This window comes from Verrucosispora sp. SN26_14.1 (assembly GCF_004307965.1).
In the GTDB taxonomy this organism is placed as follows: Bacteria; Actinomycetota; Actinomycetes; order Mycobacteriales; family Micromonosporaceae; genus Micromonospora.
Genome location: NZ_SISL01000027.1, coordinates 16859 through 30702, shown reverse-complemented (window position 1 = coordinate 30702; position 13844 = coordinate 16859). Strand labels below are relative to the sequence as shown.

Genomic DNA, 13844 nt, shown 5'->3' with positions numbered 1-13844 from the left:
CCCCGGCTGCGTCCCGAGACCGTCGAGCGCCCCGCTCCGGCCCCGCGCCGGGGCCTCGACCCGGTCGACCCGCCACCGGCCGGACCGCTCCTGCCGGTGGTGCCACCGGTCGCCGCCGCCCCGCCGACCGATGAGCGCCGGGGCGAACCCGAGCGGGACGTCCGGACCGACCGGGAGCCGGAACCGGACGGCGCGTACCCGGAGTCTGAACCGGACGGCGCCGACTCCGACGAGGCCGAAGTCGACGACGTCGACCCGGCCGACGACGTGACCCGGCCCGCGTCGGCACCTGGCGGTCTGACCGCCTGAGCGGTCAGCGGGACAGCGCGCGCAGGAATCGCTCGGCGATCGGCACGGCGGTGCCGCTGCCCGAGCCGCCCTTCTCCACGAAGACGGCGAAGGCGACATCGCCCTGCCAGCCGACGAACCAGGCGTGGGTGTTCTTCGGGTCGTCGTCGTACTCGGCGGTGCCGGTCTTGCCGTGCACCGGCCCGCCCGGGGCGTCCTTCAACGCGCTGCCGGTGCCGCTGGTCACGACCTCGCGCATCATCCCCCGAACCGCCGCCACCGCCTCGGCGTTCAGCTCCGGTCCCGGCGCGGCCGTCGCCTCGGGCGCGGGGTCCAGCACCAGCTTCGGCGGGGTGAAACCGCCCTTGGCCACCGCTGCGGTCGCCGCCGCCATGGCCAACGGGCTGACCAGGGTCGTGCCCTGGCCGATCGCGGCGGCGGCCTGCTCGGTGGCGCCGCCGTTCGCGGAGACCTTGCCGGTGAAGGCGTCGAGCCCGACCGTCCACTGGCCCTCCAGGCCGAGCGTCCGGCCGGTCGCGGCCAGTCCGTCGCCGCCGAGCTGCGGTGCCAGGGCAGCGAACGTGGTGTTGCAGGACCGGGCGAAGACGGTGCGGAAGGGCACCTCGCCGAGGGCGAAGTCGTTCGAGTTCTTGAACGACCGGCCGTCGACGACCTGGGTCTTGGGGCAGTCGACCCGGGTGTCCGGGGTCACCGCGCCGCGTTCCACCAGCCCGAGCGCGCTGACCATCTTGAACGTGGAGCCCGGCGGCACCTGGGCGGTGAAGGCCAGGTTCTCCCCGGCGGCACCGGGGCCGTTGGCGGAGGCGAGCACCGCGCCGTCGCCGATCCGGACGGCGACCAGGGCGGAGCGTCGCCGCTCGCCGCGCAGCGCCTGGTCGGCCGCGTTCTGGGTGGCCACGTCGAGGCTGGTCCGCACCGGCTCGCCGGGCTTCGGGTCGTGCCGGAACAGTTCGGTGCCGGTGCGTTCCACCGTGCCGGTCGCCGACGCCCGGGTGACCACCACGGTGAGGCCCGGCACGCCGCGGAGCCGTTCGTCCCAGCGGCCCTGCAAGCCGCCGTGCCCGACCATGTCGCCGGGGGAGTAGCGGTCCGGGAACTTGGTCAGGTCGTCGGCCTGGGCCGGGTCGACCGTGCCGAGCACCGCGCGGGCGAACTCACGGGTGGGGGCGAGATCCAACTCGTCGTTCTGGGTGATGGCCCCGGGCAGGCCGTCGATCCGTGACTTGATCTGCTGGAACGCCTCGTCGCGCAGCGTGACCACCTCGACGAACGCGTCCGGCTTCGCCTCGTCGAGTCGGTCGGCCAGACCGGACAGGTCGACCGGCGGGGTGATCGCCGGGCGGATCGCCCGGAACGCCGCGTCCAGGTCGCGTGTGACGGCCTTCACGTCGGTCACCGCGCGGGGTTCCAACCCGACCCGGACCACCGCCCGGGGGGCCACCAGCGGTGCGCCGGCACCGTCGAGCAGCCCGGCGCGGGGTGCCGGGTCGCGCCGCAGACCGAGCCGATCGCCGCGGGTGAGCTGCTCGGCGAGGATCTGCGGCTCCCAGATCACCTGCCAGACGTCGTCGCGTCCCTTGACCAGCCGGACCGGCCGGTCGTACGTCCACGTCACGTCGCCGGGCAGCGTCCACTCGACGCGGACGGTGCTGGTCGCGGTCTCCTGTTCCACCGTGGGCTTGCCCTGTCGACTCAGCTTGGGCGGCGTCTCGGCCAGTTCGCCGGAGAGCTCCTTGATCTCCCGAGCGACGTCGGCGGCGGCCAGCCGGCTGCCGGTCGGGTCGACGAAGCCGACCGCCTGGAGATCACCCGTGGGCCAGCCGGAGAGGAAGGCGTCCACGCTGCGTTCCGGGCCGTCCTCAGCGGAGCAGGCGACCAGAGTGGCCGAGATCACGAGGCAGGCGGCGACAGCGGCCAATCGTGACGAGACGTGACGGTTGCGGTACGCACGGTGCATCAGCCTGGGGTCCTCCTGCTCGGGCTGCCCTGCACGCTAGTACGCCGCGGCACCTGGGGTTGCCCCGTGATGTCCCAGGTGGGCGAAAGACGGGGCCGCGCCGGTGTGATGAACAACATCTGGCGGGGTACTCCTGACCCGGCCGAACCTCGTACCGCAACGGGCGAAAGGACGACGTCACGCACCGGAAGTCCGGCAGGTGGTACGCCGACGGGGCGACCGGTCGGTCTGGCCTAGGCTGGGCGGCGAGAGTGACCCACAACGCGGTGGGTCGAGGGGAGTGGCACCGAATGGACCGGCGTCCGGCGATCAAACCGGGACCCGACCTCCGGCAGGCTGACACCGGCCGGGACGACAGCTTCGACACGGCGACCGACGGAGACGGCTACGGCCGACTCGACACAGGAACGACCGGGATGACCGGTTCGAGCATCGACACCCTCTACGACCTGGGTCTGCCACCAGAGGCGCTGGCGGACGACGTGGAGGACGCCGAACTCGACGAGCCGGTGCCCAACGCCGAGCGGTTGGTGGCCCAGGCGGTCGCCCTCGCCGGCGACGACCACGACGCGGCGACCCTGGTGGGTCGGTTCTGGCGGTTCGCGCCGGACGAGGAGCTGATCGGCTTCACCGCCGAGGAGATGCTCGACGCCGCACGCGCCCACCGCCAGCTCGCCGACCAGCGGGTGCCGGGCGAGTTGAAGCTGCGGATCCACTCACCCGACGCGGAGCAGCACCACAGCGTCGTCGAGATCGTCACCGACGACATGCCGTTCCTGGTCGACTCGGTGACCGCCCTGCTCAACAGCCACCACCTGGACGTGCACCTGCTGGTGCACCCGCTGGTCGTGGTGCGCCGTGAGCCGCTGGGACGACTGGTCGAGGTCGCCGCCGACGTGGAGCCGGACGACGCGATCGACGGTGACCTGGTCGAGAGCTGGATGCGGATCGAGATCGACCCGGTCCGCGACCAGGAGGTACGCGACAAGCTGCGCCGCGAGTTGCAGCGGGTGCTCACCGACGTGCGCGAGGCCGTCGAGGACTGGCCCAAGATGCGCCAGCGGGCCCTCTCCCTCGCCGACGAGTTGGCCGCCGCGCGGACCAGCGACAACCGGCCGCCGGTGCCGGAGAAGGACATCACCGACTCGGTCGAGCTGCTGCGCTGGTTGGCCCACGACCACTTCACCTTCCTCGGGTACCGCGAGTACCGGCTGGTGCAGAACTCGGCCGAGAGCGGGCCGGCGCTGGAGGCGGTGCTCGGCACCGGGCTGGGCATCCTGCGGCAGGACTCGCCGGAGGCGCGGGCGCTGTCGTCGATGACACCCGAGGCGCACGAGAAGGTCACCGAGAAGCGCCTGCTGATCATCACCAAGGCGAACTCGCGGGCCACCGTGCACCGCTCGGCGTACCTCGACTACATCGGCTTCAAGATCTTCGACGCCGACGGTCGGGTGGTGGGCGAGCGGCGGTTCCTCGGGCTCTTCTCCACCGCCGCGTACCGGACCAGCGTGCAGGAGCTGCCGGTGGTGCGACGCAAGGTCGCCGAGGTGCTGGACCGTTCCGGACTGAGCCAGCGCAGCCACTCCGGCAAGGACCTGTTGCAGATCTTGGAGACGTACCCGCGCGACGAGCTGTTCCAGATCAAGACCGACGACCTCTACCACGCGGTGATCGGCGTACTGCGGATGGCGGGTCGCCGGCAACTGCGGGTGTTCCTGCGCCGGGACGCGTACGGGCGGTTCATCTCCTGCCTGATCTATCTGCCCCGGGACCGGTTCACCACCCAGAACCGGCTGCGCATGCAGGACATCCTGCTGCGCGAGCTGAACGGGGTCGGGGTGGACTACACCACCCGTGTCACCGAGTCGATGCTGGCCCGGGTGCACTTCATCGTGCGTACCGACCCGAGCAGCCCGCCCGGGGACATCGACGCCGACCTGCTCGCCGAGGAGCTGGCCGACGCCACCCGGCTGTGGGACGACGACTACCGGCTGGTGCTGGAACGCAAGCTCGGTGACGAGCAGGCCAAACACCTGTTCGCCCGGTACGCCGACGCGTTCCCGGAGGGCTACAAGGACGGGCACACGCCGTACGAGGCGATGAAGGACCTGGCCAAGCTGGAGCTGCTGGAGGAGTCCGGCCAGCTCGAGATGCACCTGTTCCGCAAGCAGCCGTTGCCGCGGGCGGTCGTCCGGTCCGATGTCGACGAGTCGATGGACGTCCGGTTCAAGGTCTACCGCTACGGCGAGCCGATGATGCTCTCCGCGGTGCTGCCGGTGCTGCACTCGCTCGGCGTGAAGGTGGTCGACGAACACCCGTACGAGGTGGAACGCGTCGACGGCCGGATCTGGCTGTACGACTTCGGGCTGCGCCTGCCCGAGGGCCACCAGGAGCTGGCCGAGGTCCGCCCGCACGTGGAGAACGCCTTCGCGGCGGCGTGGCGGGGCGAGGCCGAGGTGGACGGCTTCAACGAGCTGGTGCTGCGCGCCGGGCTCACCTGGCGGCAGGTGGTGGTGCTGCGCGCGTACGCCAAGTACCTGCGTCAGACCGGCACCGTCTTCTCCCAGGACTACATGGAGTCCACGTTCATCGCGTACCCCGTCATGGCCACACTGCTGGTGCGGCTCTTCGAGGCGCGGTTCGAACCGGGGTCGCTCACCGCCGAGCAGCGGGAGGAGCGGGCGGCGGAGCTGGTCTCCGAGATCGACGCCGCGCTCGACGACGTGGCCAGCCTGGACCAGGACCGCATCCTGCGGGCGTACCTGAACCTGATCCAGGCCACCCTGCGGACCAGCTTCTACCAGAAGCCGGTCGGCGGGCGGCCCAAGTCGTACGTGGCGTTCAAGCTCGACCCGCAGGCCATCCCGGACCTGCCGGCGCCCCGGCCGAAGTTCGAGATCTTCGTCTACTCGCCCCGGTTCGAGGGTGTGCACCTGCGGTTCGGGCCGGTGGCCCGGGGCGGGCTGCGCTGGTCCGACCGGCGGGAGGACTTCCGCACCGAGGTGCTCGGCCTGGTCAAGGCGCAGATGGTCAAGAACGCGGTGATCGTGCCGGTGGGCGCCAAGGGCGGCTTCGTGCTCAAGCAGAAGCCGGGCGACCGGGACGAGGCCGTGCTCTGCTACAAGGAGTTCATCTCGGCGCTGCTGGACGTCACCGACAACATCGTGGCCGGTGACATCGTGCCGCCCGACGACGTGGTCCGGCACGACAGCGACGACCCGTACATGGTGGTGGCGGCCGACAAGGGCACCGCGACCTTCTCCGACATCGCCAACGAGATCTCCGTCGCACACAACTTCTGGATGGGCGACGCGTTCGCCTCCGGCGGTTCGGCGGGGTACGACCACAAGAAGATGGGCATCACCGCCCGGGGTGCCTGGGAGTCGGTCAAGCGGCACTTCCGCGAGCTGGGCCACGACACCCAGAGCCAGGACTTCACCGTGGTCGGTGTCGGCGACATGTCCGGTGACGTGTTCGGCAACGGGATGCTGCTCTCCGAGCACATCCGGTTGGTGGCCGCCTTCGACCACCGGCACATCTTCCTGGACCCGAACCCGGATGCGGCCACCTCGTTCGTCGAGCGCAAACGGCTGTTCGAGCTCTCCCGTTCGACCTGGGAGGACTACAACACCGAGCTGATCTCGGCGGGCGGCGGCGTCTACCCGCGTACCGCGAAGTCGGTGCCGGTGTCGCCGCAGGTCCGCGCCGTGCTCGGGCTGCCCGACGACGTGACGCAGATCAGCCCGCAGGAGTTGATGAAGGCGATCGTCACCGCACCGGTCGACCTGTTCTGGAACGGCGGCATCGGCACCTACGTCAAGGCCTCCACCCAGACCAACGGCGAGGTGGGCGACAAGTCCAACGACGCGATCCGGGTGGACGGGCGCAGCCTGCGCTGCCGGGTGGTCGGCGAGGGCGGCAACCTGGGCTTCACCCAGCAGGGCCGGATCGAGTACGCCCAGTCGGGCGGCCGGATGTACACCGACTTCATCGACAACGCGGCCGGGGTGGACTGCTCCGACCACGAGGTGAACATCAAGATCCTGCTGAACACGGCGGTGGCCGACGGCGAGTTGTCCGTCCCCGAGCGGGACGACCTGCTGGCCCGGATGACCGACGAGGTCGCCGAGCTGGTGCTGCGGGACAACTACGACCAGGCCCGCGCGATCAACAACGCCCAGACGCAGGCCGCGTCGCTGCTGCCGGTGCACCGGCGGATGATCACCCACCTGGAACGCTCCGGCGAGTTGAACCGGGCGCTGGAGGCGTTGCCGCCGGACGAGGAACTGGCGGTACGCGCCGAGTCCGGGCTGACCGCGCCGGAGTTCGCGGTGCTGCTCGCGTACGTGAAGATCGCCCTGGAGAAGGAGATCATCGCCGAGGGGTTGGCCGACGAGGAGTGGACCAACGAGGTGTTGGTCAACTACTTCCCGACCCCGATGCGGGAGCGGTTCGCCGACCGGATGGACCGGCACCGGCTGCGTCGCGACATCGTGACCACGGTGCTGGTCAACGAGGCGATCAACCGGGGCGGCATCTCGTTCGTCTATCGGGTGGTCGAGGAGACCGCCGCCACCGCCGCCGACGTCATCCGGGCGTACGTGGTGGTCCGCGAGGTGTTCGGGTTGCGGGAGGTCTGGGACGCCATCGAAGCCCTGGACAACCGCGTCGACCCGGAGTTGCAGACCAGCGCCTACCTGGACACCCGGCGGCTGCTGGACCGGGCGGTGCGCTGGCTGGTCACCAACCGGCGTTCGCCGCTGGACGTGCCGGCCGAGATCGCCCGGTTGCGGGAGGGCGTGGCGGAGCTGCTGCCGAAGCTGGAGACGCTGTTCTACGGCACCGAGCGGGAGGGCATCGCGGCGCACATCGACTCGATGACCGAGCGGGGCGTGCCGCGTGAGCTGGCCGAGCGCAACACCCGCCTGATGTACAGCTTCGGTCTGCTGGACGTGGTGGAGACCGCGGCCGGCAGCGGGCGGAACGTGAGCGAGGTGGCCTCGGTCTACTTCGTGCTCTCGAACCGGTTCCGGGTCGACTCGCTGCTGTCGAAGATCTCCCTGCTGCCTCGCGAGGACCGCTGGCAGACGCTGGCCCGGATGGCGCTGCGCTACGACCTGTACGCCGCGTTGGCCGCGCTCACCGGGGAGGTGCTCGACTCCACGCCGGGTGACCTTTCGCCGTCGGAGCGGGTGCAGCAGTGGGAACAGTCGAACGCCACCTCGATCCACCGCGCCGAGCGGGCGATGGGGGAGTTCGACGAGTCCCGCGCCGACCTGGCCGCGCTCTCGGTGCTGCTGCGGCAGATCCGGACGCTGGTGCGGACCTCCTCAGCCAGCTGACATGTAAGGAAGGGCCCCTTTCTAACGCCTCGTGCATAGGAAGGGGCCCTTCCTAACGTCCCGGTCGGCTCATCACCGACGTCCCGGTCGGCTCATCAGCGACGTCTCGGTCAGCTCATCAGCGAGGCGAAGACGATCACGTTGTCCGGGTAGTCGCCCTTGACCTCGTCGAACTGGCCGCCGCAGGTGATCACGCGGAGCCCGGGTCGGTCGGAGGGGCCGTACACCTGCTCGGTGGGGAAGGCGTCCTTGGGGTGGGCGGCCACCGAGTCGACCCGGAAGTCGACGGAGCCCCCGTCGGCCCGGCTGACCGTGATGACGTCGCCGGACTGCAGCGCGCCGAGGGAGAAGAACACCGCCGCACCGATCGCCGCGGAGTCCACGTGCCCGACGATCACCGAGTTGCCCACCTCGCCCGGGCTGGGACCCGGCGAGTACCAACCGGCGAGCATGGCCTGGTCCAGCGGGGGGACCTCCACGGTGCCGTCAGCATTGGTGCCGAGCATCATGATCTTCGCGTTGACGCCGATGCGGGGGATGGTGATCGTGGTCGGCGCGGACCGGGGCAGCCCGGTCGCGGGGCGGGTCGTGACGGCATCACCACTGTCGAGGTCCGCGTCGTCGAACGGCTCGGACGCGCGGGGCTCGGGGGTACTCGGACCGGCCTGCGCCAGGGGCTGCGGTGGGCGTACCGGCTCGACGGGCCGCAGCGACGCGCCGATCAGCCCGGAACCCACCATGGCCAGCAGGACGACGACGGCGGCGCCGACGGCGCGCCACGGAGAACCGTGACGGCCGCCGGCCCGTCTCGCCGTCGCGTCAGGCCGCGAACTCATCGACCCGGCGCCGACGCATCAGCACGAGGCCACCGAGGGCCGCCGCACCGACCATGCCCGCTCCGGCGGTGGCCAGGCCACCGTTGGCGCCGGTGGCGATGCCACCGTCTCCGCCGTCGACCCCACCGTGCGGCAGGACCACGATCTCGCCGACGCCGCAGGAGCCCTTGAGCTCGTACGTGCCGGGCTTGGCGTCCTTGGCGACGCGGGCTTCGCCGTAGTAGACGAAGTCCTTCTCGTGCTCCCAGCGGTCGCCCGAGTCGTCCTTGCCGCGCTCGCCCGACCAGTCGCCCTCGCTCGACCAGTCCTTCTCGCCGGACCACTCGCGCTCGGCCTCGCTCGACCAGTCCTTCTCGGACTTCGCGCCGTGCTCCTCCTCGGCGGACGGGGCCTTGTGGTCCCGCGCACCTTCCGCGTCCTGGCCGTGCTCCTCGGCCTTCCAGTCGCGGTCCTTGCCTCCGGCGTCGGCCGCGTCGGCCGCACCGCCACCGGCGCCCTTGGACTCCGGCGCCGACTCGGCCTCGCCCGACCAGTCCTTGCCCTCGGAGCGGTCCTCGCCCGAGTCCTTGCCCTCGGAGCGGTCCTCGCCGCCGGGCTGCCAGTCCTTGCCGTCCTGCGAGTCCCCACGGTCCTGCCAGTCCTTGTTGTCCTGCCAGTCCTTGCGGTCCTGTTTCCAGTCCCGGTCGCCGCCCTGGTCACCCTTGTCGCCGCCCTTGTGGGCCGCTTCGAGCTTGACCTTGCCGGTGACCTTGGACCAGACGAAGGGGTGCTCCTGCGCCTCTTCGCAGATCTGAACGAGCTTGACCTCGTCGCCGGGCTTCACCGCGTGCGGCTTGGCGAAGACCTTGCCCTCGTCTTCGGGAGCGTGGCCGTCGGCGAGCGCGACCCCGGGCGCGAACACCAGCAGGGAAGCACCGCCGAGGGCGGCACCCGCAACGACCTTCCCCAGCATCTTCTTAGCCATGACCTGTGTCACTCCATCCCTGTTGTCCTGCGGCCCGCACAACCGAGCCAGAACTGACGTTAGACCGTTTCATGACCTATGCAGGGAAAGATTCGTGTTCTGGCATTCATGCGTTTTACCCGATCGGTCGGCTTCTGCTGAGAGACGCGTGCCGGGGCGTCCCGGGTGGGGTGGTTCACGCCCTGTGGTCGGTGGACGTCACCCCGGTGGCGGTGTGTCACGGGCGGCGCCAGAAATGCCGGGTTAAGCTTTCGAAAATATCGAACCATTGCCATGGAAGCGCTCCCATGCAAGAATCGCTGCACGCGGTGATCGGAGCCACACCGCGCAGGCAGGTGTCGAGGGCAGCCGGTGTCACCGGACGACCACCGTGCCGTCGACCGGGTACGCCGGTCGTGCACCACCACCAACGCCCGCCCGGGTCGGGCGCTCCCGAAGAATCCCGTTGGCATCGGCGGTCGTCCGCGTAGGACGTCCCTCGGACGCCACGTGCCGGGCCGTACGCGGATCCGGTCTCGCCCAAGGAGATCAGTGGCATGAATGTGTGGAGAAGGCTGTCCAGTCGACGACGGACCGTCGCGCTGGCCGGCGCGAGCGCGCTGGTCGCGGGCGGTCTGGTGACGATCCCCGTCACCGCGGCGCACGCCGCGACGCAGTGCGACGTCGCGTACACGACCAACGACTGGCAGGGCGGCTTCACCGCCAACATCACCATCCGGAACATCGGTGACCGGCTCACCAGCTGGACGCTCGGCTTCACGTTCCCCGACGCCAACCAGCGCGTCCAGCAGGGCTGGTCGGCCCGCTGGACCCAGTCGGGCCGGAACGTGACCGCGCAGAACGAGTCCTACAACGGCAACCTGGCCACCGGTGCCAGCACCAGCATCGGCTTCAACGGCGCCTGGAGTGGCAGCAACCCCAAGCCCACCTCGTTCACGGTGAACGGGGTCGCCTGCAACGGCGGCACCACGCCGACCACGCCGCCCCCCACCACTCCGCCGCCGACCACCCCGCCGCCCGCCGGTGACGCCATGGCGTACGTGGACGCGATGCAGCCGGGCTGGAACCTCGGCAACACCTTCGACTCGGTCGGCGCCGACGAGACCGCGTGGGGCAACCCCCGGGTCACCCCGGCACAGCTCGACGCCATCCGGGCCCAGGGCTTCAACAGCATCCGCATCCCGGTGACCTGGAGCAACCGGCACGGCGCGGCACCCTCGTACACGATCGACGCCGCCTGGTTGAACCGGATCAAGGAGGTCGTCGGCTGGGCCCTGGACGACGGCTTCTACGTGATGATCAACATTCACCACGACTCGTGGCAGTGGATCCACGAGATGCCGACCAACCGCACCACGGTCCTCAACCGTTACAATGCGCTCTGGACCCAGATCGCCGCCGCGTTCCGGGACGCCGGGCCGAAACTGCACTTCGAGAGCGTCAACGAGCCGCAGTTCGCCAACAGCTCCGGCGACGCCCAGAACGCGCAGCTCCTGCACGAGCTGAACACCTCGTTCCACCGGATCGTGCGCGCCTCCGGCGGCAACAACGCCACCCGGATGCTGGTCCTGCCGACCCTGCACACCTCCTCCGACCAGCCCCGCATCGACGAGCTGGTGAGCACCTTCACCCAGCTCAACGACCGCAACCTGATTGCCACCGTGCACTTCTACGGCTACTGGCCGTTCAGCGTGAACGTCGCCGGCGGCACCCGGTTCGACGCGGTCACCCAGCAGGACCTCGTCGACCGGTTCGACCGGGTGCACAACGCCTTCGTCGCCCGGAACATCCCGGTCGTCATCGGCGAGTACGGGCTGCTCGGCTTCGACCGGCACACCGGCACCGTGCAGCAGGGCGAGAAACTCAAGTTCTTCGAGTTCCTCGGCCACTACGCCCGCACCAAGCGGCTCACCACCCAGCTCTGGGACAACGGCCAGCACTTCGACCGGGTCGCCTTCCGGTGGAAGGACGCGGAGCTGTTCGCCCAGATCAAGTCGAGCTGGACGACCCGCTCCGGCACCGCCTCCGCAGACCAGGTGTACGTGCCGCGTACCGGCGCGGTCACCGCCAAGTCGCTGACGCTGAACCTGAACGGCACCACCTTCTCCGGGCTGCGGCAGGGCACCACCAACCTGACGCAGGGCACCGACTACACCGTCTCCGGCAACCAGCTCACGCTGACCGCGAGTGCGCTGACCCGGTTGGTCGGCAGCCGGGCGTACGGCGTCAACGCCACCCTGCACGCCCGTTTCTCCACCGGCGTGCCGTGGCGGATCGACATCGTCACGTACGACCCGCCGGTGCTCTCCAACGCCACCGGCACGACAGGCGCGTTCGCCATCCCGACCCAGTTCCGGGGCGACCAGCTCGCCACCATGGAGGCGAGGTACGCCGACGGCAGCAACGCCGGCCCGCACGACTGGACGTCGTACAAGGAGTTCGACGTCGCCTTCGCGCCTGACTACGCCGCCAACCGGATCACGCTGACCTCCACCTTCTTCGGTGAGGTCCGCGACGGTGCCCCGGTCACCCTCACCTTCCACTTCTGGAGCGGTGCCCAGGCGACCTACCGCGTCACCAGGTCCGGCACGACGGTGACCGGCGTCACCGGCTGAGTACCTGCCTCACCGGCCGAACGACGGTGCCACCGGCCGCCCTTCGCGGTCGGTGGCACCCACCGGTCATCATGGAGTCATGATCCGATTCGTGCTGAACGTGTTGTGGCTCATCTTCGGCGGCGGGATCGTGCTGGCGGTCGGGTACGGCATCGCGGCCCTGATCTGCTTCGTGCTCGTCGTCACCATCCCGTTCGGCGTCGCGTCGCTGCGGTTGGCGTCGTACTCGCTGTGGCCGTTCGGCCGGACCCTGGTGCCCAAGCCGGGTGTCGGGGTGGCCTCCGGCGTCGCCAACGTGATCTGGGTCGTGCTGGCCGGCTGGTGGCTCGCGCTGTCGCACATCGTCGCCGGGGTGAGCCTCTGCCTGACCATCATCGGCATCCCCTTCGGGGTGGCCAACTTCAAGCTGGTGCCGGCGGCGATCTGGCCGCTCGGGCAGGAGGTCGTCCCCGCGCCGTGACGCTCGCGGCCGATGCCGCGCCACCGTCGACCCGGTGGCGCGGCCGGGGTCAGAGCAGGGTGGACCAGTAGTCCCAGAAGCGCACCAGCACCGCCAGCAGGATCACCGTGTACCAGGCGACCAGGACGAAGCTGTGGTAGCCGGCGAGCCCGGCCAGCCGGGCCGGTGGCGACGACGGCGGCACCCGGCGCAGGTGGTGCAGCGTGGTGTAGACGAAGATCGCGATCATCACCACCCAGACCACCATGCAGTACGGGCAGAGCGCGCCGATGACGTACAGGCTCTGGTAGATGAGCCAGTGCACGAAGATCACGCCGAACGTGACACCGACCTGGAGACCGGCCCGGAACCAGCCGGGCAGCCGCGCCCCGGCGAGCAGCACCACGCCGACGGTGGCGACCACCGCGAAACCGGCGATGCCGAGCAGCGGGTTCGGGAAGCCGAAGGCGGCGGCCTGCGGGGTGGTCATCACCGAGCCGCAGGACAGGATCGGGTTGATGCTGCACGTCGGCACGTAGTCCGGGTCGCTCAGCAGGTTGATCTTCTCGACGGTGAGCGTGGCTGCCGCGAGCAGGCCCACGGCACCGCCGACGGCGAGCACCCACGCGGTGACCCGGGCGAGGAACCCCGCGTCCGGTGCGTCGGTGTCCGTCGGCCGGCACGCCGCGTCGGCGCTCATCCGGCGAGCGCGGCGTCGATGGCGGCCACCATGTCCGCCTGGGTACGCACGTTCGTCAACTGCCGACCGTTCAGGAAGAACGTCGGCGTGCCCTGCACCCCGGCGGCCTCCCCGTCGGCGCGGTCCCGGGCCACCCGCTCGGCGGTGGCCGGGGCGTCGAGGTCGCGCTGGAACGCCTCGACGTCCAGGCCGAGGGTGCGCGCGTACCCGACGAACGCCTCGGTCTGCGGGGTCCGCTGGTGCCCCCACGTCTCCTGGTTCTCGAACAGCACGGTGTACATCTCGGCGAACCGGCCCTGGTTGGCGGCGGACTGGGCGGCCCGGGCGGCCAGCTCGGCGTTGGGGTGGCTGGGGATCGGGAAGTACCGCACGACGAACGTGATCCGGTCCTGGTAGGTGTCGAGGAGTTCGCTCACCGCCGGGTAGACCGCGCCGCACGCCTCGCACTCGAAGTCGAGGAACTCCACCAGGGTGACCCTGCCGTCGGTGGCGGTGGAGAGCCGGTGGCTGTCGTCGCGCACCAGCACGGCCGGATCGACCGGTTCGCCGCTGGCGCGTGGGCCGGAGTTCCGGTTGATCGCGGTCAGGCCGATCATGACGAGGATCACCACCAGGATCATCGCCAACGTCAGTCGCAGGTTCCTCGTCATGCGGGCGTCAACCTTCTCTGCGGGAGCAGCCC

At 70.4% G+C, this 13844-nt stretch carries 8 protein-coding genes and 1 pseudogene; 4 read left to right on the top strand and 5 right to left on the bottom strand.

Annotated elements, in window-relative coordinates; translation table 11 throughout:
• A pseudogene (locus tag EYA84_RS32380) lies at positions 1-309 on the top strand (hypothetical protein); the annotation flags it as partial.
• A 4-nt stretch (positions 310-313) separates the two neighbouring features.
• On the opposite strand, the gene EYA84_RS05175 reads toward EYA84_RS32380, so the two are convergent.
• Positions 314-2266, bottom strand: coding sequence for a penicillin-binding transpeptidase domain-containing protein (locus tag EYA84_RS05175; RefSeq protein WP_131051858.1), 1953 nt, complete (start codon positions 2264-2266; stop codon positions 314-316).
• Between the two features lie 290 nt (positions 2267-2556).
• Between EYA84_RS05175 and EYA84_RS05170 the strand changes: the two genes are divergently transcribed.
• Positions 2557-7608, top strand: a complete 5052-nt coding sequence (locus EYA84_RS05170) for an NAD-glutamate dehydrogenase (protein ID WP_131051857.1) — start codon at positions 2557-2559, stop codon at positions 7606-7608.
• Between the two features lie 110 nt (positions 7609-7718).
• Here the strand turns inward: EYA84_RS05170 and EYA84_RS05165 are convergent, their stop codons facing one another.
• The gene (locus EYA84_RS05165; protein ID WP_131051856.1) at positions 7719-8444 is read right to left on the bottom strand and encodes a class F sortase; all 726 of its coding nucleotides are present in this window, start codon (positions 8442-8444) and stop codon (positions 7719-7721) included.
• Positions 8428-9408 carry a hypothetical protein gene (locus EYA84_RS05160; RefSeq protein ID WP_131051855.1) on the bottom strand — a complete coding sequence of 327 codons (981 nt, stop codon included), beginning with the start codon at positions 9406-9408 and terminating at the stop codon, positions 8428-8430. The genes EYA84_RS05165 and EYA84_RS05160 overlap by 17 nt, the downstream gene beginning before the upstream one ends.
• A 536-nt stretch (positions 9409-9944) precedes the next feature.
• Here EYA84_RS05160 and EYA84_RS05155 point away from each other — a divergent pair.
• Together EYA84_RS05155 and EYA84_RS05150 are read left to right on the top strand one after the other, a co-directional pair.
• Positions 9945-12023 (top strand): cellulase family glycosylhydrolase, encoded by a 2079-nt coding sequence (locus EYA84_RS05155; protein WP_131051854.1) that lies wholly within the window; start codon positions 9945-9947, stop codon positions 12021-12023.
• A 79-nt stretch (positions 12024-12102) separates the two neighbouring features.
• Entirely contained in the window at positions 12103-12483 is a 381-nt protein-coding gene (locus EYA84_RS05150; RefSeq protein ID WP_131051853.1) for a YccF domain-containing protein, read from the top strand.
• A 49-nt stretch (positions 12484-12532) separates the two neighbouring features.
• Here EYA84_RS05150 and EYA84_RS05145 read toward each other — a convergent pair whose 3' ends face one another.
• The gene (locus EYA84_RS05145; protein ID WP_131051852.1) at positions 12533-13162 is read right to left on the bottom strand and encodes a vitamin K epoxide reductase family protein; all 630 of its coding nucleotides are present in this window, start codon (positions 13160-13162) and stop codon (positions 12533-12535) included.
• Complete coding sequence (locus EYA84_RS05140; protein WP_131051851.1) at positions 13159-13812, bottom strand: thioredoxin domain-containing protein; 654 nt, start codon at positions 13810-13812, stop codon at positions 13159-13161. The genes EYA84_RS05145 and EYA84_RS05140 overlap by 4 nt, the downstream gene beginning before the upstream one ends.
• Positions 13813-13844 lie beyond the last annotated feature (32 nt).

What these genes read in the sequence shown, in the direction of transcription:
- EYA84_RS05175 (WP_131051858.1), bottom strand. Translation starts at nt 2,266, where the DNA reads ATGCACCGTGCGTACCGCAACCGTCACGTCTCGTCACGATTGGCCGCT.
- EYA84_RS05170 (WP_131051857.1), top strand. Translation starts at nt 2,557, where the DNA reads ATGGACCGGCGTCCGGCGATCAAACCGGGACCCGACCTCCGGCAGGCT.
- EYA84_RS05165 (WP_131051856.1), bottom strand. Translation starts at nt 8,444, where the DNA reads ATGAGTTCGCGGCCTGACGCGACGGCGAGACGGGCCGGCGGCCGTCAC.
- EYA84_RS05160 (WP_131051855.1), bottom strand. Translation starts at nt 9,408, where the DNA reads ATGGCTAAGAAGATGCTGGGGAAGGTCGTTGCGGGTGCCGCCCTCGGC.
- EYA84_RS05155 (WP_131051854.1), top strand. Translation starts at nt 9,945, where the DNA reads ATGAATGTGTGGAGAAGGCTGTCCAGTCGACGACGGACCGTCGCGCTG.
- EYA84_RS05150 (WP_131051853.1), top strand. Translation starts at nt 12,103, where the DNA reads ATGATCCGATTCGTGCTGAACGTGTTGTGGCTCATCTTCGGCGGCGGG.
- EYA84_RS05145 (WP_131051852.1), bottom strand. Translation starts at nt 13,162, where the DNA reads ATGAGCGCCGACGCGGCGTGCCGGCCGACGGACACCGACGCACCGGAC.
- EYA84_RS05140 (WP_131051851.1), bottom strand. Translation starts at nt 13,812, where the DNA reads ATGACGAGGAACCTGCGACTGACGTTGGCGATGATCCTGGTGGTGATC.